Source organism: Burkholderia sp. Ac-20349 (genome assembly GCF_017104865.1).
Taxonomy (GTDB): Bacteria; Pseudomonadota; Gammaproteobacteria; order Burkholderiales; family Burkholderiaceae; genus Burkholderia; species Burkholderia aenigmatica.
Genome location: NZ_JAAGPM010000028.1, coordinates 43,185 through 65,638, shown reverse-complemented (window position 1 = coordinate 65,638; position 22,454 = coordinate 43,185). Strand labels below are relative to the sequence as shown.

12 protein-coding genes and 3 pseudogenes are annotated in these 22,454 nt (G+C 62.5%); 12 read left to right on the top strand and 3 right to left on the bottom strand.

What is annotated here, in order from left to right; genetic code table 11:
• The 10 genes and pseudogenes from G3N61_RS39540 to G3N61_RS12670 form a co-directional block, all read left to right on the top strand.
• A pseudogene (locus G3N61_RS39540) lies at window positions 1-79 on the top strand (transporter); the annotation flags it as partial.
• A 167-nt stretch (window positions 80-246) separates the two neighbouring features.
• A pseudogene (tssG, locus tag G3N61_RS12710) lies at window positions 247-1,125 on the top strand (type VI secretion system baseplate subunit TssG); the annotation flags it as partial.
• A gap of 12 nt (window positions 1,126-1,137) precedes the next feature.
• The gene (tssH, locus tag G3N61_RS12705; RefSeq protein WP_205822574.1) at window positions 1,138-3,795 is read left to right on the top strand and encodes a type VI secretion system ATPase TssH; all 2,658 of its coding nucleotides are present in this window, start codon (window positions 1,138-1,140) and stop codon (window positions 3,793-3,795) included.
• Window positions 3,792-5,996 carry a type VI secretion system tip protein VgrG gene (tssI, locus tag G3N61_RS12700; RefSeq protein WP_089452961.1) on the top strand — a complete coding sequence of 735 codons (2,205 nt, stop codon included), beginning with the start codon at window positions 3,792-3,794 and terminating at the stop codon, window positions 5,994-5,996. Before tssH ends, tssI begins: the two co-directional genes overlap by 4 nt.
• 15 nt (window positions 5,997-6,011) lie before the next feature.
• A complete protein-coding gene (locus G3N61_RS12695; RefSeq protein WP_205822572.1) occupies window positions 6,012-7,277 on the top strand; it encodes a hypothetical protein in 1,266 nt (421 codons plus the stop codon).
• Between the two features lie 15 nt (window positions 7,278-7,292).
• On the top strand, window positions 7,293-11,915 hold the full coding sequence (locus G3N61_RS12690) for an RHS repeat-associated core domain-containing protein (protein WP_205822569.1): 4,623 nt from the start codon (window positions 7,293-7,295) through the stop codon (window positions 11,913-11,915).
• On the top strand, window positions 11,857-12,597 hold the full coding sequence (locus tag G3N61_RS12685; protein WP_205822567.1) for a hypothetical protein: 741 nt from the start codon (window positions 11,857-11,859) through the stop codon (window positions 12,595-12,597). Before G3N61_RS12690 ends, G3N61_RS12685 begins: the two co-directional genes overlap by 59 nt.
• A gap of 314 nt (window positions 12,598-12,911) precedes the next feature.
• Window positions 12,912-13,535, top strand: a pseudogene (locus tag G3N61_RS12680) (ISNCY family transposase); the annotation flags it as partial.
• A gap of 447 nt (window positions 13,536-13,982) precedes the next feature.
• Complete coding sequence (locus G3N61_RS12675) at window positions 13,983-14,297, top strand: hypothetical protein (RefSeq protein ID WP_043183771.1); 315 nt, start codon at window positions 13,983-13,985, stop codon at window positions 14,295-14,297.
• 558 nt (window positions 14,298-14,855) lie between these two features.
• Window positions 14,856-16,226, top strand: coding sequence for an MFS transporter (locus G3N61_RS12670; protein WP_043183772.1), 1,371 nt, complete (start codon window positions 14,856-14,858; stop codon window positions 16,224-16,226).
• Between the two features lie 309 nt (window positions 16,227-16,535).
• On the opposite strand, the gene G3N61_RS12665 is transcribed toward G3N61_RS12670, so the two are convergent.
• Both G3N61_RS12665 and G3N61_RS39535 read right to left on the bottom strand, forming a co-directional pair.
• Complete coding sequence (locus G3N61_RS12665; RefSeq protein ID WP_043183775.1) at window positions 16,536-16,724, bottom strand: hypothetical protein; 189 nt, start codon at window positions 16,722-16,724, stop codon at window positions 16,536-16,538.
• 135 nt (window positions 16,725-16,859) lie between these two features.
• A complete protein-coding gene (locus G3N61_RS39535) occupies window positions 16,860-16,991 on the bottom strand; it encodes a hypothetical protein (RefSeq protein ID WP_205822565.1) in 132 nt (43 codons plus the stop codon).
• 119 nt (window positions 16,992-17,110) lie between these two features.
• On the opposite strand from G3N61_RS39535, the gene G3N61_RS12655 reads away from it, so the two are divergent.
• Both G3N61_RS12655 and G3N61_RS12650 read left to right on the top strand, forming a co-directional pair.
• Window positions 17,111-19,222 (top strand): radical SAM protein, encoded by a 2,112-nt coding sequence (locus G3N61_RS12655; protein ID WP_205822563.1) that lies wholly within the window; start codon window positions 17,111-17,113, stop codon window positions 19,220-19,222.
• A gap of 108 nt (window positions 19,223-19,330) precedes the next feature.
• Window positions 19,331-19,870 carry a DUF4303 domain-containing protein gene (locus tag G3N61_RS12650; RefSeq protein ID WP_205822562.1) on the top strand — a complete coding sequence of 180 codons (540 nt, stop codon included), beginning with the start codon at window positions 19,331-19,333 and terminating at the stop codon, window positions 19,868-19,870.
• A 203-nt stretch (window positions 19,871-20,073) separates the two neighbouring features.
• Here G3N61_RS12650 and G3N61_RS12645 read toward each other — a convergent pair whose 3' ends face one another.
• Window positions 20,074-22,404 carry an EAL domain-containing protein gene (locus G3N61_RS12645; RefSeq protein WP_241017718.1) on the bottom strand — a complete coding sequence of 777 codons (2,331 nt, stop codon included), beginning with the start codon at window positions 22,402-22,404 and terminating at the stop codon, window positions 20,074-20,076.
• Window positions 22,405-22,454 lie beyond the last annotated feature (50 nt).

The window sequence follows — 22,454 nt, the reverse complement described above, 5'->3', positions numbered from 1 at the left end:
GAAGAAAGCGATCGCCGTGTCGCGCGCGGTCAAGGGCGTGAAGCACGTCGACGCATCCGGCCTGAAGGCGAAGGCCTGACCTCCCGGCGTGGCACGCCGCCGCGCCTCTTATCCCGGCATGACCAGGAGCACACGATGAACGAGGACAAATTGACATCCTCCCCTGCCTAAAGGCAGGAGATCACTACTGCTTCTGAAAAGTTAACGCTCATCTCAGATCGCTTCGGACGTTTCTTGCTTCATCGAGCGTCGATGCTGGCCGGCGTGAGCGACGAGGGCGGTGGCACGCCGCCGCGCATCGCGATCCACGGTTTCGGGCTGTTCGGCCCGAACGGGCCACTGCCGACGCACCTGACCGAATACGCGCACGAACGCGCGGCACAGCACGACGACCCGACGTTCGCCGCGTTCGCCGACCTGTTTCATCACCGGCTGATCCTGCTGTTCTACCGCGCGTGGGCCGACGCACAGCCAACAGTGAGCCTCGATCGCCCGGAACGCGCACGGTTCGATGGCTATGTCGCGAGCCTGATCGGGCGAGCAGCACACGGCGACAAACCGGCCTCGCAAGCCAACGCCGACACCGACGCGCTCGCGCCGCACGCGCGCTATTTCCATGCGGGCCATCTCGTGCGGCACACGCGCAACCCGGAGGGCCTCGTGCAGATCCTGCGCCGGCATTTCGGCGTCGAGGCCCGCATTGTCGAGCACGTACCGCAGTGGGTCGCGATCGAACGTTCGCAGCGCTGCACGATCCGCGCGACGCGGCCGACGTTGCGGGTCGGCGCCGTTGCGCTTGGCATCGCGGTGCGCGATGCGCAGTCGCGCTTCCGGATCGTGCTCGGCCCGCTGTCGCTCGACGCGTACCGCCGTTTCCTGCCGGGCGGCCCGCATGCCCGGCAGCTCGCGCAATGGGTGCGCGAATACGTCGGCATCGAGTTCGACTGGGACGTGCAACTCGAACTCGCGGCCGACGCGGTGCCGGCGATCGCGCTCGGCGCGCCGCAGGGCATCGGCCGCACCGCGTGGCTCGGGCAGCGGCTCGAACCGGGCCCCGCGCGTGACCTCGTCGTCCGCTACGACGTGCGGCGCGGCGGCGCACCCCTTCATCGCGAAACCGCCTAAACGGGAACCGTCATGTCCGATATCGGCCGCGCCAACCTGTTCGGAAAACTGAATCCGTTCCTCTACGAGACGCTCGAGCAGGCGACCGGCTTCTGCCGGCTGCGCGGCAATCCGTATGTCGAACTTGCACACTGGCTCAAGCAGATGCTGCAGCGCCCCGACGGCGACCTGCAGCGCGTGCTGCGCCACTTCGCGATCGACGACGCCGCGATCGACCGCGGGCTCGTTGCCGCGCTCGACAAGCTACCGCGTGGCGCGGGCTCGGTGTCCGATCTATCCGTGCATATCGATGATGCGGTCGAGCGCGCATGGGTCTATGCGACGCTGAAGTACGACGCGACGCGTATTCGCGGTGCGGTGCTGCTGCTCGCGATCCTGAAGACGCCGCAGTTGCGTAACGTGCTGCTGGCGATCACGCGCGAATTCGAGCGCATCGTGCCGGACGTGCTCGCTGACGCGCTCGAATCGATCGTCGAAGGCTCGCCGGAGGCGCCACCGGCCAGGCAGGCTGCGCCGGGCGGCGACGCTGCGATGCGCGGCACGACCGCCGCCGACGGCTCGGCGCTCGCGCGCTTCGCGGTCGACCTGACTGCCCGCGCGCGGGCCGGCGAGATCGATCCCGTAATCGGTCGCGATCCGGAGATTCGCCAGATCGTCGACATCCTGCTGCGGCGCCGGCAGAACAACCCGCTGCTGGTCGGCGAGGCCGGCGTCGGCAAGACCGCCGTCGCGGAAGGCTTCGCGCTGCGGATCGCCGCCGGCGACGTGCCGCCATCGCTGCGCGACGTCGCGCTGTACCTGCTAGACATCGGGCTGCTGCAGGCCGGTGCAAGCGTGAAGGGCGAGTTCGAGAGCCGTTTGCGCGGTGTGATCGACGAAGCGATGTCGTCCGAGCGGCCGGCGATCCTGTTCATCGATGAAGTCCACACGCTCGTCGGCGCGGGCGGGGCTGCCGGCACCGGCGACGCCGCGAACCTGTTGAAGCCCGCGCTCGCGCGCGGGCTGCTGCGCACCATCGGTGCGACCACATGGTCCGAGTACAAGCAGTACATCGAGAAGGATCCCGCGCTGACGCGGCGCTTCCAGCTCGTGCACGTGCACGAACCGGAGGAAGCGGCCGCACTGACGATGCTGCGTGGCCTGGCCGGGAAACTCGAGGCCCACCATCGCGTGCTCGTGCTCGACGACGCGCTGCAGGCCGCCGTCACGCTGTCGCACCGCTACATTCCCGCCCGCCAGTTGCCGGACAAGGCGATCAGCCTGCTCGATACGGCCTGCGCGCGCGTCGCCGTCAGCCAGCACGCGGTGCCCGCGCCGATCGAAGATGCGCGCCGCCGGATCGACAGCCTGCGTGTCGAACAGGAACGGATCGGGCGCGAATGCGCGCTCGGCACCGGCGATACGGCCCGGCGCGAGGCGATCGATCACGACATTAGCGCCGCGCAGACCGAACTCGACCGGCTCGACACGCGCTGGCAAACCGAACGCGACGCGTTGACGGCGATCGTCGCTGCCCGCGCGCTGCTGCTCGACGACGATCCGTCGCGTGCGCTCGACGCCGACGCGCGTACCGCGGCGCAGAGCCGTCTCTCGGCCGCGCAGCAGGCGCTGGCCGACCTGCAGGGCGACGCGCCGCTCGTGCTGCCCGCCGTCGACACGCATGCGGTGGCCGCCGTCGTGGCCGACTGGACCGGCATTCCGCTCGGCCGGATGGTGCGCGACGAAACGCAGGCCGTGCTGAAGCTCGCCGATACGCTCGGCGAGCGCGTCGTCGGCCAGAAGCACGCGGTCGAACTGATCGCCGAGCGCATCCAGACCGCGCGCGCGAAGCTGGACGATCCGAAGAAGCCGCATGGTGTGTTCCTGCTGTGCGGCCCGTCGGGTGTCGGCAAGACCGAGACCGCGCTCGCACTGGCCGACACGCTGTACGGCGGCGAACACAACGCGATCACGATCAACATGAGCGAGTTCCAGGAGGCGCATACCGTGTCGACGCTGAAGGGCGCGCCGCCCGGCTATGTCGGCTACGGCCAGGGCGGGGTGCTCACCGAGGCCGTGCGCCGCCGCCCGTACAGCGTCGTGCTGCTCGACGAGATCGAGAAGGCGCACCGCGACGTGCACGAGATTTTCTTCCAGGTATTCGACAAGGGCTGGATGGAGGACGGCGAAGGGCGCGACATCGATTTCCGGCATACGGTGATCCTGCTGACGTCGAACGTCGGCGCCGATCGCGTGATGCAGCTGTGTCGCGATCCCGAGCGCCTGCCGGGCACGCAGACGCTCGCCGATGCGCTGCGCGCGCCGCTGCTCGACGTGTTTCCCGCCGCGCTGCTCGGCCGGCTGACCGTCGTGCCGTACTACCCGCTCACCGACGCGACGCTCGCGCGGATCGTCGCATTGCAGTTGCGGCGGATCGAGCAGCGGATCGACGCGCATCACGGCATCCGGCTGCACTGCACCGACGCGGCGACCGCGCTGGTCGTCGAGCGCTGCCGGACGATCGAATCCGGCGGCCGGATGGTCGACGCGATCCTCACGCATACCGTGATGCCGCGCATCAGCCGCGCGATCCTGCAGGCCACGCTCGAAGGGCGCGTGCTCGCGTCGATCGAGTTGAGCGCGGCCGACGGCGAATTCACGTACCGGTTCGACGAGGAGGAAACGACGTGAATCGCGTATTCACACTCGACAGCCCGCATGGCGATGCCCTCAAATTCCATACGCTCGACGGCAGCGACGAACTCGGCCGCCTGTTCGAATTCCGGATCGAGGCGCTTGCCGACAGCCACAGCCTGTCGCTGAAGGACATGCTCGGCAAGCCCGTGACGGTCCGAATCGAGCAGCAGGACCTGTCGACGCGCTACCTGAACGGCATCGTTGCACGCGCATCGCTCGCCGGACGGCGAGCCGAACGGTACTACGGCTACGAGCTGATCGTGCGCCCGTGGCTGTGGCTCGCGACGCGACGCTCCGATTGCCGGATCTTCCAGAACAAGACCGTGCCCGAGATCGTGCAGGAAGTGCTGTCGACGTATGGATTTCCGATCGAGAACCACCTCGCCGAGTCGTATGTGCCGCGCGACTACTGCGTGCAGTACAACGAGACCGACGCCGCGTTCGTGTCGCGGCTGATGGAGTTCGAGGGGATCTACTTCTGGTTCCGGCATGCCGAAGATACGCATACGCTGATGCTGGGCGATGCGATGTCGTCGCACACCGTGCTGCCCGGCTACGAAACGATTCCGTACATCGCGCGCGACCGTACGGCGATCGCCGACGAGGAGCACATCGACGGCTGGCTGCCCGCGCAGGAAGTGAGTGTCGGCCGGCACCAGACCACCGACTACGACTATACGAAGCCACGCGCCGATCTGTCGTCGCAGAAGGTCGATCCGCGTGGTCACGATCACGACAGTTTCGCGTCGTTCGAGTGGCCGGGCGGCTATCGCGACGATGCGCCAGGCGCGCATTACAGCCGCGTGCGGCTCGAGGAACAGCAGGCCGAGCATGAGCGGGCGAATGCCGATACCGACGTGCGTGGTGTCGCGCCCGGGTATCTGTTCACGCTCGAAAATTGCCCGCGCGCCGACCAGAACCGCGAGTACCTGATCGTGCGGTGCCAGTACCGGTTTCAGGAGAACGCGTATGCGAGCGATCAGGGCGCGGAGGCTGTCGTGCATCAGACGATGATGCTCGTGCAACCGTCGAGCCTGCCTTACCGGTCGCCGCGCGACACGCCACGGCCGCGCACCAACGGGCCGCAGACGGCGACCGTCGTCGGGCCGCCCGGCGAGGAAATCTGGACCGACCAGTATGGGCGCGTGAAGCTGCAGTTTCGGTGGGATCGGTACGGGCAGAGCAATCAGGATTCGTCGTGCTGGGTACGGGTGTCGAGTCCGTGGGCCGGAGGCGGGTTCGGGGCCGTGCAGATTCCGCGCGTGGGCGATGAGGTCGTCGTGGATTTTCTGAACGGCGATCCGGATGAGCCGATCGTCACCGGGCGGGTTTTCAACGGCGAGAAGATGCCGCCGTGGGGGCTGCCGGGCAGTGCGACGCAGAGCGGGTTGCTGTCTCGGTCGTCGCCGGGCGGGACGACCGACCATGCCAATGCGTTCCGGTTCGAAGACAAGAAGGGCGCCGAGCAACTCTGGATGCATGCGGAACGGAATTTCGATGCGGAGACGGAGGCCGATCACTCGCTGTCTGTCGGGAACAACCATACGCATACGGTCGGGAACGACGAAACGATGCAGGTGAAGAACAACCGGCAACGGAGCGTCGGGCAGAACGAGACGGTGAATATCGGCAAGAGCCGGGTCGCCCAGATCGGGGTGGATGAGACGCATGGAGTGGGGGGGAACCGGACTCGAACGGTCGGTAAGAACGAAACCGTGACGATCTCCGCGAATCGTGACGCGACCATTGGTGGCGTGCATACCGAGACGGTCGTGAAGGGCAAGACCGAAACGATCGGTGAAGCCAAGACGCTGAATGTCGGAAAGATGTATCAGACGACGTCGCAGGACATGAAGACGCTGGTTGCGTCGGCGCATACCGAGGAGATCGGCACGCGGACGTCAACGATCGCCAAAGCCCACACGCATACGGTCGGCGGCGAACACACCGTCAACGTCGGCGCGAACCATACGACGAACGTGCAACATCAGGTGACCGTCAACGCCGGCGATCAGCTTTCGCTCGTCTGCGGGAATTCGAGCATCGTGATGAAGAGCGACGGCACGATCACGATCCAGGGTGTCAACGTCACATCGACCGGCACAAACAGCCACAGCGTAAACGGCAAGACGGTGACGTCGTCGGCGACCGCGGAGCACACGGTCGAAGGCGCCGTCCTGAAACTGAATCCGTGACGGAGGCCCGCACGAATGCAGAACTGGCAGCCGACCAATCCGATAGAACGCAGGTTCATGGATGCGCATTCGGACTGGATGAGTTTCGCGAAAGAGCAGGACGCGCGATTGATGATCTGGCAGACCGACGAGACGGATGCGGAGCTCGTCCGGCTGTATTTCCAGGTTCAGGACGAGACGTCGTGTGCGGTCAGGACGATGCGGGCGTCGTTCGTCAATGAGGCGGGCTATGCGACGGCGTTGGCCGATGAGCTGATCGCGTTCTACGACAGCCGGCGGGAGGCATCCAATGCGCAGGGCGTGCGTGCGGACTGGCAGGCGCCGTATGACGATGGCAAGAATCCCTTGCTGTATCTGTTCGCGGTTGCCGACAGCCTTACGCAGCACCATCCGGATATTTTTCCGGCGATGGTGTTCGTGCTGGAGCCGGTGAAAGTACGGGACGACGCGGCATGGGTGCGATGGATGGACGATTTGCTGTCGATCATTGCGGTCGCACCGCAGCTTGCCGAGCGTGTGCGCTTTGTCGTGCCGCGTATTGAAATCGCGCCGTTTGCTGCGTTGATGCAACGGCATCGCGCGGCGGTGCGCGTCGTACATGGCAAGTATTCGATGGCGAGCGTGCCGCGCGAGTTACTGGCGGAATCCGGCGAGCGTGGGCCAAGCGGGGAGTTTCGACGGCACTTCGTGATGCTGACCGAGATGATCGAAGGCGGGAATCCCTCCCGGCTGGAGGAGCTGCGTGCGGCCGCACTGAAGGTCGCGGAGCGTGAGCAGTGGTTCGATCAGTGCGTCGTCGTGCACCTGATCGCGGGGGCCGCCTATCTGAAATGGCGCGATCGCGAGAAGGCGATCGATGCGTATCGGAGCGCAGCCAGCAGCGGCATGCGTGCAGTCGAGGCAGGGCATCCGGCGGGGCACAAGCTCGTCGCGAACGGGTTGTTCGGCGAGGCGAGCGTGCATCTGACGCACAAGGACTATGCGCACTCGGCGTACTGCTACGAGCGCGCGGTGGCGTCGACTACCGCGGCGAAAGACGGGCTGATGACGGTCGAGGCCTGGCGGATGAGCGCGGTGTGCTGGGAACGGGCAGGGGAGCGCGAACATGCGCTGGAGGCCGGGTTCAATGCGCTCGATGCAGGGTTGATGATCGATGAGCCGATGCGGGCGAACAGCAATCTGCCGATGGTTGTCGAGTGGATGGTGTCGCAGCTGGGTGCGATGGACCGGCGGCGCAACGCGTTGAGCGAGAAGGTCGCTGCGTTGCGCGGTGGGCGCTGAGCGGAGGCCGAAACCGTGGCACTTCCAGCCGTCAAGCACCTCGATCCGGTTGTTGGCGTCGATGTCCATTCGGTGCTGGTCACGCCGGGTACGCCGCCGGTGTTCCTGCCGCACCCTCATGTCGGGTTCATGCTCGATAAGCGCGAGTACCTCCAGGCCGCAAAGGCCGTGGTTGGCTGCATTGCGACGATGATCGCGCAGGAGAAGGTGGCCGAATACATCGAACACCACCCAGAAGATGTGACGAAGCTGGAACACCTGGCTGATGAAGCGAATCAGCAGGTCAATGAACTCATGGGCGGCGGAAAGCTGCCGGACTTCAAAGCCGATCCGACTATCGCGGAGGGCATGAGATTGGCGAAAGACGCCAATCAGATCAAGAACCGCATAAGTGACGATCTCGGCTCGAACGTCGGGTCAGGCGGTAGCAGTGGCAGACCGATTTTTGTGAACGGGATGATGCGGGCCACGGCGGGGACGCACGCGTATCACGTTCCGGGGTTGCATTTTCCGCTCGGTGAATCCTTTGCGCCGCCACCTGAGGAGGTTGAACCGTCGAACGACGGGGAATCGTTCATGGGCAGCAAGACGGTGCTCGCCAACAACGATCCGATGTCGTACATGGCGCTGGAGGCGTTGAGTTGCTGGTCGATCGGGATGGAGCCACCTTCGCATAACAGCGCGCATACGGATCGAACTTACCCGTCGATGCCGAGTTCGGTGATGTTGCCGATTCCGGCGGGGCGGCCGGTGTTGGTGGGCGGGCCGCCGATCATGAACATGGCTGCGGCGGCGAAGGGGTTGTTCAAGGCGTTTCGGGGATCGAAGTGGGCGAAGACGCTGGCGGACAAGTTGAATTTGAAGCCGGGGTTCTTGCGGTGCAATGTGCTGAAGGCGGAGCCGGTCGACGCTACAACCGGGGAGGTGGTTGTTCAACAACGGGATTTCACCATATCGGGACGGCTTCCACTTATTTGGGACAGATATTACGGGAGTCACAGTTCTTATGACGGAGTGGTCGGCGTCGGATGGCAAACGCCGGCTGACATTCGACTGGAATGCATGCGACATGACAGTGCGGTGGGTGCGGCAATTTACTTTCCGGACCATGCAACTGCATTCGATACGCTGCCTGAAGCGGAGGGTTGGCTAGCCCGTGTCTATGACTGGCAGTATGGAGATGCCCTATGCAGACGTGACGATCGATTGATGCTGCGTACACGAGAGGCCATCGAATATGAATTTGCGTTGCCGCGACATTGGACACAGTTGATCGAGGCGCTACAAGGCGATGCCCGGCTTACGCTACCGCTCGAACGTATTTCCGATTTCAACGGAAACGCATGGGTGTTCGAACGAGACGAACGTGGAAGCGTCGTACGTATTGTGGAGTGGCTGCATGACAGGGCGACGCAGCGTGCAATCCAATGCGACCTACGAAGCTCTGCACATCTGGAGGCAAGTGACCGAAAGAACATGAGTTTTCTGACCGGGCTATCACTTGTCGATGGCAAGGGCCGGACACATCCACTGGTCACGTATGAGTACGATCGCGAACGAAACCTACGCGCGGCAATTGACGCGATGGCGCAACCGTACAGTTTCGACTATGACTCTGGTCACAGAATGATCAGCCATACGAGCGCGCAAGGCATATCGTTTTTTTATCATCACGATGTGGGCGACGACGGTGTTTGGCGCGTCGATCATGCGTGGGGTAGTGATGGACTGTTCGACTATCACTTTGCGTACGACCGCGAGCGGATGGAAACGCGCATCGTTGATTCGCGCGGACATACCTCGGTACTGCAATTGAATGAGCGTGGCATGCCTGTTGCCGAGATCGATGCGCTGGGCGGTGTGACCAGTTACCGGTATGACCCGCAGGGGCGTACGAACACGCAGACAGATCCTACAGGCCGTGTAACCGCTTGGAGCTACGACCAGCACGGTAATCTCATTACGCAGACACTGCCCGATAGCAGCTCGATCCATACACAATACAACGCTGATCACCGGCCCGTCTGCGTAACGTTTTCCGGAGGCCGACAGTGGCGCTACGAGTGGGATACACGTGGCAATTTGCTCACACGGACTACACCGTTGGGTGCAATGGAGCGCTACACGTACGACAGCGATGGACAGCCCGTCGAGTATGCAGGGCCGCGCGGCACGCTCACAAGCCTGGAATACGATCGAGACGGCAATCTTGCCGTACTGACGGATGCGCTCGGCCATCGCACGCTCTACCGGTACGATGCCCGCGGTAATGTCGTCGAAGTCGTCGACGCACTTGGGCAGCCTAGCCGCTATGAGTATGACCGCAACGGCAACCTGATACGGGCCATTGAACCGGGCGGAAGTGAAGTGTATTGCGTATACGACGGGGATGGAAACCTGATTCAATATCGTGATGCTGCAGGGCATGTGACGCGAATGATCTACTCGGCGCTTGGCCAAATCACTCGGCGCATCGCGCCAGATGGTGCCATCGTCGAATATCTCTACGACACGGAATCGCAACTGATCGGCCTCGTCAACGAACGCGGTGAGTTGTATGCGTTGGATCGGGATGCATTGGGGCGCATCATTGGCGAGACGGACTATTGGGGGCAAAAGCGATGCTACCGGTACGGCGCAACAGGCGAATTACTCGCCAGTACCGATCCGCTGGGGCGGACTATACAGTATCGCTACGACAAGCTCGGCCGACTGACGGAGAAGCGTGCGCCCGACGCAGCACGCGCGGATGCTGAGCACATCGACCGCTTTGAATACGATCAACACGGTGACCTAGTGCTCGCGGAGAACTCGTCTTGCCGCGTTGAGTTTCTCTACGACGCAGACGGTCGAGTGATCGTGGAACGGCAGGGCAACGACTTTACGATTGCGAGCAATTACGACGCAGCCGGCAACAGGACCGAACGTAGAACACGACTCGTTGTGCGAGGTGACACAGTCGAGCACACGGTGCACTATCAGTACGACGCCCTGGATGCCGTGACGTCAATCCAGATAGACGATACTGCGCCGGTCCTCCTCGAGCGCGATGCGATTGGGCGAGTCCGCATCGAGCAATTGAGCGCGGATTTGTGGCGAGAGCTATCGTACGAAGCGAGTGGACAGCTCGCCTCGCAGCAAACCCTGCTTACGAACACCGGTGCTCTTTTTGCGAGTGAGTATGCGTATAACGCAAACGGCGAACTGATCGAAAAGCGTGATTCACATCGCGGTATCGAGCGCTTTCAGTACGACGCCGCGGGGCGGGTTGCCGCGTACACCGATCCCGCAGGGCGACTGCGTCAGTTCCTTCATGATACGGCCGGCGATCTGCTTAAAACCTACGAACGTCGCCCGGTTCATACGGCCGATGATGTTTGGGTACGCGAGGGGGAATATGACGGTTGCTATTACGCGTATGACCGCGCGGGCAGTCTGACGAGTCGGCTGGAGCCTGCGCAGGACCTGACACTGAGCTGGGATGCGCTTGGACAACTGGTGGAAACCGTAGCGATACGGAAGGCCGCGAATGAAACGGACAACGGGCAAGCTCATATCCATGCCCAGTATGAATATGACCCATTCCTGAGACGAGTTCGCAAGAGCGTGCATACAGATAAATCAGACGGAGACACTCCCTCTCGCGTTAGCCGGTTCTTCTGGGATGGTGATGCTCTCGTGGGAGAGTGCAGCAGTACGGAAATTATGTGGGCGAGCTCAGGCCCCGAAATAGATTTTAACAACAGGGAACGCGCCGCCACTGATATTTTATTCGAATGGGTCTACTATCCGGAAACGTTCGAGCCCTTTGCAGTTGTGCGCCGCCAAGTGGTAACTGGCGATTTATTGGCGGAGGCGATTAAGCAAACGGATCATTCCCTGCAGACGGTACATTACCTTCAAAACGACCGAAACGGGGCGCCCATGCGCATGCATGATATAAGGGGAAATGTCGTTTGGGAGGCCAATTACAATCCGACTGGAGGTGTTGAGAATTCGCGTAACGAATGGGTTGGTCAACCAATCAGATTGCAGGGACAGTATCACGACGATGAAAGTGGGCTGAATTATAATCGATATAGATACTTCGATTCTAAAACTGGGGGATTTACTTCCCAAGATCCCATTGGCTTATATGGCGGCATCAATCCTTATCAATTTTCGCCCAACACGCTTGGGTGGATCGATCCGCTCGGACTAACAGCTGACAAGTTGGGCAGAAATCTTCTGGCAGCCGGTCGAGCCGTCGCGGCGGGACAAACTCCACATCACATTGTTGAGGAAAACAGTACGAAATCAAAATATGCACGAAGAAATCGAAAAATTCTGGAGAGAAATGGCATTGACATAGATGCTGCTGAAAACGGGGCACGGCTTTGGGGAACCGGGGTAACTCAAGTTGCAGTCCCATCCCATCCTGCGTATAACAATGGAAACCCTAACAGGGCGCTTGCGAGAGCGAAAGGAAATTATCATGGGGGCGATCATCTCCACGGCCCGAAGCAACAAAAATTTTTGTATAGAATACTAAGCCGCGCAGAAAAAAGAGGTGTTGATATTTCAGAACTTCTCGAGGGTATTGGCAGAAGAATGGAGAGCGGATCGTGGGAGCGTACGTTTAGAGGATGCGGAGGTTAAAGGGGGATATATGGTATCAATTGACATCATTAATATTGAAATCATCCAAGCAAGGTCGGCGAAAATCAAAGAGAAATTTGAGAGCTATAGCTGCGACCCTAGATATATGGAAGAATTTCTTCTTGCGCTATCGAAGACGTGCGAATGGAAATATTCCACTGGTCCAATTTTTGATGAGCCGCCATATCAGATGGAACTCATGGGGTTCTCAAGTGGAAGACTATTAAAAAAGAAATATAAAGATTTTTTTGAGGCTCGTCTTCTTGGTGCGTATAGCTCCGGCTTTGCGAGCGATCGACACTTGGTTACGGTGTCTCCTTCCAAACCACAAAACACTCCCGTAAACGCATCCAGATTCAATCAAGAGAATGGCGAAACACACATCGCGTACGCATATCATTACGTCGACTCTAAGTTTAATGTTCTAAAGCCACCAAAACTCAACGGCCTGGGGGAAATATTCGACCTGGGCAACAAAACGACGGCATTTATTGTGGTCGGCCGAAATGATGCGGAAAGTATATATCTGTATTGCCATGACGATCACGGGTTAATTCGATCGGTGCATCTTTGGACAAAAGGCGTTCAGGTACAGTCGAATTATGATTTTCACTACGACGACGGGATACTAACGACGATCAAGTCAGGTGAAAGTCTAATTTGGATGTCCAAAAAAGCGTGATCTTGATAGTCCGGACCATAAGTGTTACCGACGATGCGTCGAACTAATCCAGGCACGCGGATTCGGTTCAATTGCGCGCCAGCCTTGATCGTGCACGCGCTCACTGCGCTGCCCACATCCAGAATTGAGGGCAGTGGTCGGCTTCGGACAGCACGGGGACGCACGTTCGTGTTGGGCTCCCCATAATTTTACATAACGTGAATTATCGACACTGTTGGTGTAGGTCCCAAGTTCAGATGTCGTGTTTCCGCTAAATAAAAATGTCGTGTTTTGGTATGTAGGTTGATCGCCAGCCCCCTCAAGGAGCACCGGCGATGAACGCGACTGGGACGATCACCATGACGATGCGCGAAGTCGATCGACTGAAGGTCATTGAGGAGGTAGCCGATTGTCGACTCAAGCCGGGCCAGGCCGCCGAACGGCTGGAACTGAGCGTGCGGCAGGTCGAACGCCTTGTGCTGCGCTATCGAGCGGCCGGCGTCGCAGGATTGGTGTCAGGCAAGCGTGGGCACCCGAGCAACCATCAATTGCCCGCGGGCAAGGCGCAACGGGCGTTGGCATTGATTCGTGAGCGCTACGCCGATTTTGGCCCGACGCTGGCCTGCGAGAAGCTGCGTGAATGTCATGGCATTGACCTGGCTGTCGAAACGGTTCGTACGCTGATGAGGGCTTCCGGCCTATGGATTCCACGCAAACAACGACCGCCGAAGGTCTACCAGCCGCGAGCGCGACGGGCGTGCCTGGGTGAACTGATCCAGATCGACGGCTGCGATCATCGGTGGTTCGAGGAACGGGCGCCGGCCTGCACGCTGCTGGCGTACGTGGACGACGCGACGAGCCGGCTGATGATGCTGCACTTCACGCAGACCGAATCGACCTTCAGCTACTTCGAGGCCACGCGAACGTATCTGGAGCGCTACGGCAAGCCGGTGGCTTACGCAGGCCGACGTCGAGCACGCGATCTTGGATCTGGCGCAACGTAGGCAGACCGCAAAGCCCTCGGATAAACCTGGCCGTCGGTCCGCAAAAGCAGGAGAAACAAACGTGAGCGCCCTGCCCGTTCAGGCGCCGACCTTCGACACTGCGTAACGGTCAAAACGAGGAAACAGAAGCAGCAAACCAACCTTAAAACCGGACATTTTTAAATGGCTGGAAGGTGGACATCTGAATCCGGGTATGACATTTAACAGGGTTGATACCTATCACTCCTGCGTCGCACCAGACTTAACTCTGAAGCGAACGAGTCAGACTCGTGGTCCGGAGATCTACGAGGATCGCCGCTGGTAGACTGCCTCGCAGCGACCGCGGCCATCGCACCCCATGGCCGATTTTCGGTGGATCCTCGCGTGGCGTTAGAATAGCGCCCCTTCTCACAGGAGACGAAAATGTCCTGGTTCGTTTACGAAGTACCTGAATACCACGAAGACGCTGCGCGCATCGAGCCCTTCAGCGACCTGCGTAGCCGCGTGCTGAAAGCCGGCGACCCGGCCATGGCCGACGAACTGGAAAGCGTTCGCGAGAACGCCGCGGCGACTGCGGACACGCCCGAGCGCCCGCTGCGTAGTCCGGAAAATCCGCATGTTTTTCCGATTCCTTACGCCGAATCCATGATCCTGGTTGGGTTCATCTTCGATCTGAAACGCGAATTCCGGCAACTGGTCGTGTCACCCGTGGAAATGCCCTGGCTCAAAGACGCGTAAATGGTGGTCGGTGCGGAAGCCGACGGGAAAGTTGTTCCTGGCCTGGAGCCGGGTCCGAATATCCAGTGGACGCTTTCGGATATACATGCGTCGCGTTGGAACCGCGCGTCGGACTGAATCAAGCTGCAAGGCTGTTAAAACAGGGGCGGCTGCCGTGGATCTCGCGGGGTACCGAGACGCGTTCGCCATCTTTCCCTACAAGTTGCATCCAGGTTACGTTTTACGAGCGAAGTTGAAATTGTCGTAGCCCGAGGGTTTGAGTACATGCTGGCAGCGGTTCGGGCCGTCTGAGCGCAGCGCGAGCCGTAACGGCGTCAGGTGCAGTCGTCGAACGATCCGCGAAACCCCGGCTCGGCATCTGCATGCGTCCAGCTCGAACATCACGCCAACCCGATCTTTTCCGCGTCGAATGACAATCAAATATCATATTATGATATATAAGGATCGCTGAATATATCCGCCAGCCGTCATGGCAGCCATGCTCAGCGCCCGCTTGCCGGAACCAGTCGCGGGGCGTATGGTTGATTTCTCTATCGCCCTTTTTCGGGAGATATCAAAATGGCTGCCATGCAATCCGCGGCCACGCCCCTCTCCGACGAGGAAGCCCGGCGCCAGTTACACCGCGCCGTCATCGCCAGCACGATTGGCACCACGATCGAATGGTATGACTTCTTCCTCTACAGCACGGTCACCGGCCTGGTCTTCGCAAAGCTGTATTTCCCGCAATCCCACCCTCTTGTCGGCACGCTCCAGGCGTTCCTGATCTATGCCGTCGGCTTTGTCGCACGGCCGGTCGGCGCGGCGATCTTCGGCCATTACGGCGATCGCATCGGACGCAAGGCCACCCTGATCGTGACCCTGTTGCTGATGGGGCTCGCCACGTTCGCCGTGGCCTTCGTTCCGACCTACGCCGCAATCGGCATCTGGGGCGCCGTTATCCTCACGATCCTGCGCTTCATCCAGGGCGTCGGCGTGGGTGGCGAATGGGGCGGCTCGGTCCTGATGTCGATGGAGTGGGCGCGCACCAATACGCATCGCGGCTTCGTCGCGTCGTGGCCGCAGTTCGGCGTGCCTGCGGGATTGTTCCTCGCCAACCTTGCCGTGCTGGCCATGAGCTGGCTTTCCGGCAACGCGTTCCTCACGTGGGGCTGGCGCGTGCCGTTTTTCCTCAGCATCGTGCTGGTTGCGATCGGGCTCTATATCCGCCTGAATATTCTCGAGACGCCGATCTTCGCGAAGCTGCTGGCCGAGCATCGGATCGAGAGGACGCCGATGCTCGAAGTGCTGCGCAAGCAGCCGAGGGATATCCTGCTGTCGGCGTTTGCGCGGATGGCCGAACAGGCACCGTTCTATATCTATACGGCGTTCGTGTTCACTTACGGGATCACGGCGCTGGGCGTCACGCGCGAACTGCTGCTGGCGGCGGTGCTGGTCGCATCCGTGGTCGAGTTCTTCACGATTCCGCTGTTCGGGCACGTGTCGGATCTGATCGGGCGGCGCAAGATGTACATCATCGGTGCGGCTGCCGTCGGCGTGTTCGGATTCATCTACTTCGCGATGGTCGATAGCCGGAATCCGGTATGGATCTTCGCGGCCATCGTGTTGTCGCTGGTCCCGCATTCGATGATGTATGGGCCGCAGGCCGCATTGATTGCCGAGTCATTCACAGGGCGGTTGCGGTATAGCGGCGCGTCGATGGGTTATCAGCTCGCGTCGGTCATTGCCGGTGGCCCGGCACCGCTGATCGCAACGGCGCTGTTTGCCTACTACCACTCGGGGTATGCGATCGCGGCGTACGTGCTGGTGTGTGCGGTGCTGAGCGTGGTCGCCGCATCGAAGCTCGGCGACTATACGAACAAGGATATTTCGCGGGAATACGACGACGCTCGGGGCTTGGGGGATCATGGGCACGCGCCGCCGGTGACTTGACGCATTCGCCGGCTCAGGCAGGCGATGACGACCGCAGCCGCGATCCCATCGCGTCACGGGCGCATCGAGGCGCCTTGGGTAGGCCGATACGCAGGGCTGGGCCGCGCCGCGAGACGGCGCCGGGCGACGCAGAACATCGAGCAGCCCAGCCCGGAACAGGTCCGACGACGGGGCGCGATATGCGTGCTGCGCCGTTCGTGATTCGGCGCTCGCCGTCCGGCGGGCGCGTTTCACATGGCTCGAAATAGGGAGAGCCGCCGGACGGTGAGAGCGCTGCTGTCGCGCAGCGGTTCGCCCGGCGTAATCGGCTTATCGCTCGCTGACCTTCGCGCGCGGCAGCCATTCCGCCACGGCGCCTTGCGTGCCCTTCAGATGGGCGGGAGTCGCGTCCTGAACGTGCGCGTCGAAGCGGCGTGCCGCCTCGGTGTCGAGATGCCGGCCGTCGAACGTCGACTGGCGACGAGAAATCATGTTGATGCGAAGACGTTTTGCCGCCATGGTCGGTATTCCTTGAAAAAACAGCTCTCGCCAACTGGCGAAGTGCCATAGATTTACGTGAGAAAGATGTCGCTGCGATGACGCGGTGCGCAACGCAAATCCCTCGCCCTCACCTCTTTCCTCCGGCAATCCCCCTCAAGCATCCACCCACATCCTCAACAGGTTGTGATACGCACCGGTAAGCCGCCGCAACGACTTCCCGCCCACGCCCTGCTGAGTCAATCGCTGGGTCGAAGCGCCCCTACAGCGGCCGCGCTTGTCGGCCACCGACTACGCCGTGATAATTTCCTTTTCGCGCATAATGCGCTCAAGGACAATACAGCAGTTTCCCACATCGACACCGGATTCACGTTGACCGTGGACAAAAATAATTGAGGGCCTCGCCGATGCCGGATTCCACTGGTTTTGATCGCAATGCATTCAGGGAATATCCACTGGATGGCGCACTGCTGCGCTTTCACCCCGCGACAGGAACGCACATCCGGATCGAGCATCCGGCGACCCGCCACTTGCGGCGCCTCGCCCCTCGAGTCGCCATGTTTGGGATAACGAACAAGTGCAATCTGTCTTGCGATTTTTGCTCGCGTGACGTTCAACGCGATAGCGCCTGGTCCGTCCAGTCGGCCGCCGACGTCCTTCGCGGCCTGAGCGCAGCAGGAACGCTGGAAGTCGCCTTTGGCGGCGGAGAGCCGTTCGCGTTCCGCGGATTCGCCGAGTTGATCGACATCCTCCATGACACCACGCCGCTTGCACTGAACGTCACGACCAACGGAACGCTGATCCGGCGCAACACGTTTGCGCCCTACGCCGGCCGTTTCGGCCAGGTCCGCGTCTCGCTCTACGACGAGGTGCGCTGGCGCGACGCGGGCACGGTCCTGTCGGAATTCGGACAAAGATGGGGGGCCAACCTGATCGTCGACGACGCCGTGCTGCCGGGGCTTCCCGCGCGGTTGGCCGAACTGGCCGCGCTGGGTTGCGAGGATGTCTCGTTGTTGTCTTACATCGGCCCCGATCTGCGCAGGCACCTTTCGCCACGGGGACGGGCGCAGCTTGCGGCGATCGTTCAGGATTCGCCGCTTGCGTGCCGACTGTCCGTGTGCTTTGGCGACGCGGTTCCGGTACCCAGATTGTTCGATGGTGCCGATGGAAGTGGCGACTGCGGCGCCGGTCTGGACTTCGTTTCCATCACGCCTGACCAACGCATGCAGGGCTGTTCGTTCCATGACGGCGGCCTGCCCGCGACCAGTGCGGAGGAAATCCTGCACGGGTGGCGGAATGAGCGCGTGCGCCTCGCGCAGCCAAGCGCACGGCGCGGTTGCGCACGTCGCAACGCAAGCGCCAGTCGAACCCGATCCACGCCATCGGTCAGCGTGTGGCAGGCATTCTCCGGCAACAACAGCGGCGAGTGCGTAATGGTCGCGAAGTTCGAGACCATCGCGGATGCGGATGCCTACCTCGCGCAACTGCTGCCGTCATGGGCACCCGATGCCGCGTACACATCCGAGTGGAAGCGCCTGTTCAACGAAGAAGCGGTGGCGGGCCCGCAATTGTCGGGTGGAGGATCGCCTCGCGAGCTGGCGGCGATCGGTCGCTCGGTGATCGCGACGGGATACGACGCAGAAGACCTGTTTCCGGAGTTGCGCGCCCTGGCCTGGAAGAAAGGCGCATACGTGGTGCCTGACGGCGTCCACGCGCATCACGTATTCCTGCTGGCGGCGGTGCGTGCGTCAAGCGCAGATGACGCCCGCACCCTGGCCAGCCTGACGCCCCATCCGGCCGCCAGGACCTGGCTGCATGGCGATGTCATCCTCGTCACGCTCGAATTGCAGGGGGATAGCGTGCCGGGTGAGCTTGTCGAGACTCGGCAATGGCTCACCGCCTTTGCGGCCGGCCGGCCGCTCGCCGCCGAGCTCGTGTTTGAGGACATGGATGATGCGGCCATGCTGTCCGTGTTGAAGCGGCTCGGTACGGAGATCGGCAAAACGCCCAGGCTTGCGTTGCATTTCGGATGGCGTGATCAATCCGGCGAGAAAGCGGCTCGATTCGCGCAAATGATCGAAGACGGCCAGACCAGCATCGCAGGCAAATGTGTCTTGGTATCGGGCCTCGCGCGGCGAAAGCGGCTCGCTGTGCTCGCCTATCGGCAGGGTGCGCATGTCAGCGCCATCGACGGATCGGAAGTGCGTGTCAGCGCCTATCTTTCCGTGCCTGATGTCAGGCCTCAACCCGGCCGGCGCGCAATACCCGGTGAGATTGATATTGGCCGGGTTCGCGAAGCGCTCCGCCAACGGTTCCCGGGCGGTATACGCATCGATGTCAAGGCGGGATATCGCCGAGGCATGGCGTTCGTGGACATCGTCACCGCGGACCCTGCATACGCTTTCGCGCAACTCGAGCAGCTTGCCGCGTTGTTCGATGCCACGCTCTCCCTCTGGGTTCACGAGGTCGATCCGCTGGCATTTGCGGTTCGACGCGTGATCGCGGACGTCCGTGCCTGATCTGCCGTGCAACATGGCGGGTCGGCCGAACCGATGTCCTGCAGATTGAACATGCCCATGCGATGTCCCCGGCTAAACACGTAACGATACGGCGAGGTCAAGAAGAACATGCATCCTGAATTCGCGCGCGAGATTGCCGACGCGGCGAGCGTGACCTATCGAGCGCTTCTTGCTGCCCATCCGGACGAACATTTTTATGCGTTCGCCCTCTACACCGACAGTGGCGCGATGACCGTCGTACCGGCCGCCAATTCCGAGGAAGGACTGAAGCGGGTTCGCGAACGGATGGAGGTCGGCGACGACGAGAAGGCGCCGGAGTTCACCTGGGCAACCGGCGAATGGGCGTATGAATCCGCCGAGGCCGATTCGTTCAATCCGCTCTGCGAGCGGTTGGCCGAAACGGTACTGGGCCCGGAGATTCCCGAAGCGAAGTTCGGCGAATTTTTCAGGGATCTTCAGCGCGACATGATCGAGGCGCTCAGGTTGCTCGACCAGGAAGGATTATTCGGAACGGGCGCGGCGCGCGAGAAGATCACGCTGTTCGTCACGATCAGTGACGACAACGGGGCCGAGGCACTGGAGAACGAATCCGCCAGGATCCTGAACCCGCCCGCCGTCTTCGATCGTTTCATCAACCGGTACGCGTAGCGGCGAAAAAGCCGACACCGAGCGTTCGAGGCGCGGCATGCGCCGATGCCAAGGGTCGTTCACTGATCGGCAGACTGCGCGAGTTCGTCGGTTTCACCGAAGACATCTCGTCGAACACGTGGCGATGGCGCCGGTCGATCCACTGCACGCTCGGGCGAGTGCCCTACCCGCTTCAGCGGGCGCGCATGGCGCCCATGCCACGCTCACGCCCGCGTGGTCGCGGCCTGCTCGGCCAGCGCGGCCCGCTCGATCCAGTGGATGGCCGGCGCATCGTGCTCGCCCGGCACGGGCCGGCCGATCAGGAAGCCCTGCACTTCGCGGCAGCCGGCATCCGTGATGCACGCCAGTTGCTCCTCCGTCTCGACGCCTTCCGCGACGGTCGTCACGCCGAGGCGCTTGCCGAGATCGGCCACCGCGCGCACGACGGCCGCACAGTCCGGGCGCGTGACCGCATCGCGCACGAAGCTGCCGTCGATCTTGATCTTGTCGAACGGAAACGCGCGCAGATGCGCGAGCGACGAGAAGCCGGTGCCGAAGTCATCGAGGGCGACGCGCACGCCCATCGAACGCAGCGCGCGCAGGTCCGCGATCGCCTTGCCCTCGTCATGCAGCAGCGCGGTTTCCGTCACCTCGATTTCCAGCCGGTCGGGCGCGAGGCCCGCGCCGGCCAGCGCCGCCGCGAAGGCCGGCACGATCGTGCCGTGGCCGAGCTGCCCCGCCGACACGTTGACGGCGACGCGCGCGCCATCCGGCCAGCGCGCCGCCTCCCGGCAGGCCTGGTCGAGCACGAATCGGCCGAGCCGGTCGATCAGGCCGCCGCGCTCGGCCACCGGAATGAAGCGGCCCGGCGAAATCCACCCGGCGTGCGGGTGATGCCAGCGCAGCAGCGCCTCGCGGGCGGTAATGCGGCGCGTCCGGGCATCGACGATCGGCTGGTAGAACACGTACAGCCCCTGGTTCTCGTCCAGCGCGAAGCGCAGCTTCGATTCGAGCGCGATCCGCTCCTGCGCGCTCGTTTCCATGTCCGGCGAGAACATCCGGTACGTGCCCTTCCCGGCCTTCTTGGCCGCATAGAGCGCCATGTCCGCGCGTGACAGCAGCACGCCCGCATCGTTGCCGTGATGCGGCGCCAGCACGCAGCCGATCGACGCGCCGATGCGGAACTGCCGGTCGGGCGACGGCGCATAGGGGGCGGCGAGCGCGTCGACGAGCCGCGCGGCCGTGCCCATCGCGCCGTCCGCGTCGGTGTCGCGCAGCAGCACCGCGAATTCGTCGCCGCCGATGCGCCCGAGCATCATCCCCGGCTCGGGGCACTGCCCGCGCAGGCGTTCCGCGACCTGGCGCAGCACCTCGTCGCCCGCCGAATGCCCGCGGGCGTCGTTGATCAGCTTGAAGCCGTCGAGGTCGATGAAGAGCAGCCCGAGCACCTTGTCCGAGCGGCGCAGGCTCGCGTCGAATTCGGCCAGGAAGGTCGCGCGGTTCGGCAGGCCGGTGAGCGAATCGTGATGCGCGAGCTGGTGGATGCGCGCCTCCGCTTCGGCCTGCTGCGTGACGATCGACCACGACAGCATCGGGCCGATGTAGCGCCCCTGGGCGTCGCGCACGGCCGAGACCTGGATGTCGAGCACTTCCGGCCCGAGCGCGATGCGGGCGCGATGCGGCAGGTTCGCCGGATCGGCAAGCAGGCGGCGCTGGTGCTGCGGGTGCGGGTGGAAGAAGTCGATCGGCGCGCCGAGCGCATCGTCCGCACGGATCGGCAGCAGGTGCTCGATCGAGCGCAGCAGGTTGCGCGACGTCGCGTTCAGGTAGTTGATGCGGAACGTCTCCGGGTCGGCCGTCATCACGGCCACCGGCATGTCGTCGATCATCCGCATCAGCCGCATCTGCGCCTGCTCGCGCATCCGCGATTCGGCCTGGGCATCGACGGTACGCAGGAAGCCCCGGTAGTTGACCGAGATCACGGCGATCAGCGCCGCCGACACGAAGGCCATGTTGACCGCGGTGGCGACGAGCGTCGGCTGGCGCGTCGAGAGGAAGAACGCGATGAACGCGACGTTGACGATCACGGCCACGCTCAGCGCGGCCGTGCGCAGGTACATCAGGCTGAAGATGCAGCCGATCACCGTGATCGCCATGTAGAACGCGACCTGGGCCTTTTGCCACGCGTCGCCGTACGGGAACAGCAGCAGCGCCCAGGCGGTGAACGTCACCGCGATCGGGATCACCAGCCAGTTGGTGACCGTGAGCGCGCGCAGCACGGCGTCCGGCGTCGGTTCCAGTAGCCGGGCGCGGCGCCAGTGCAACAGCCGCGCGAGCGACGCGAGCGTCATCGCGGCCGGCATCGCGACCGACAGCCACCACGGCGTGCTGCCCAGGTGCGTGACGGCGAGGCTCCAGGTGCTCGAGATGAGGATCAGGTACATCACCGGAAGCTGGCCGGCGAATACCCGGAACTGCGCCGCGAGCAGGTCCGGGTTGCGGGCCGGCGCTGCGATGCTTGCCAGTCTTGCGATCCGTGCGTAGTGGGTTTTCATGTGAGCCTGCATGCTGCAACCCGGGTTCGGGTTGTCGTGTCCGGCGCCGC

Bases quoted from the DNA above. Each gene is read 5' to 3' on its own strand.
- G3N61_RS12670 (WP_043183772.1), top strand. From the start codon at position 14,856: ATGGCTGCCATGCAATCCGCGGCCACGCCCCTCTCCGACGAGGAAGCC.
- G3N61_RS12645 (WP_241017718.1), bottom strand. From the start codon at position 22,404: ATGAAAACCCACTACGCACGGATCGCAAGACTGGCAAGCATCGCAGCG.
- G3N61_RS12665 (WP_043183775.1), bottom strand. From the start codon at position 16,724: ATGGCGGCAAAACGTCTTCGCATCAACATGATTTCTCGTCGCCAGTCG.
- G3N61_RS12650 (WP_205822562.1), top strand. From the start codon at position 19,331: ATGCATCCTGAATTCGCGCGCGAGATTGCCGACGCGGCGAGCGTGACC.
- G3N61_RS12655 (WP_205822563.1), top strand. From the start codon at position 17,111: ATGCCGGATTCCACTGGTTTTGATCGCAATGCATTCAGGGAATATCCA.
- G3N61_RS12695 (WP_205822572.1), top strand. From the start codon at position 6,012: ATGCAGAACTGGCAGCCGACCAATCCGATAGAACGCAGGTTCATGGAT.
- tssH (WP_205822574.1), top strand. From the start codon at position 1,138: ATGTCCGATATCGGCCGCGCCAACCTGTTCGGAAAACTGAATCCGTTC.
- G3N61_RS12675 (WP_043183771.1), top strand. From the start codon at position 13,983: ATGTCCTGGTTCGTTTACGAAGTACCTGAATACCACGAAGACGCTGCG.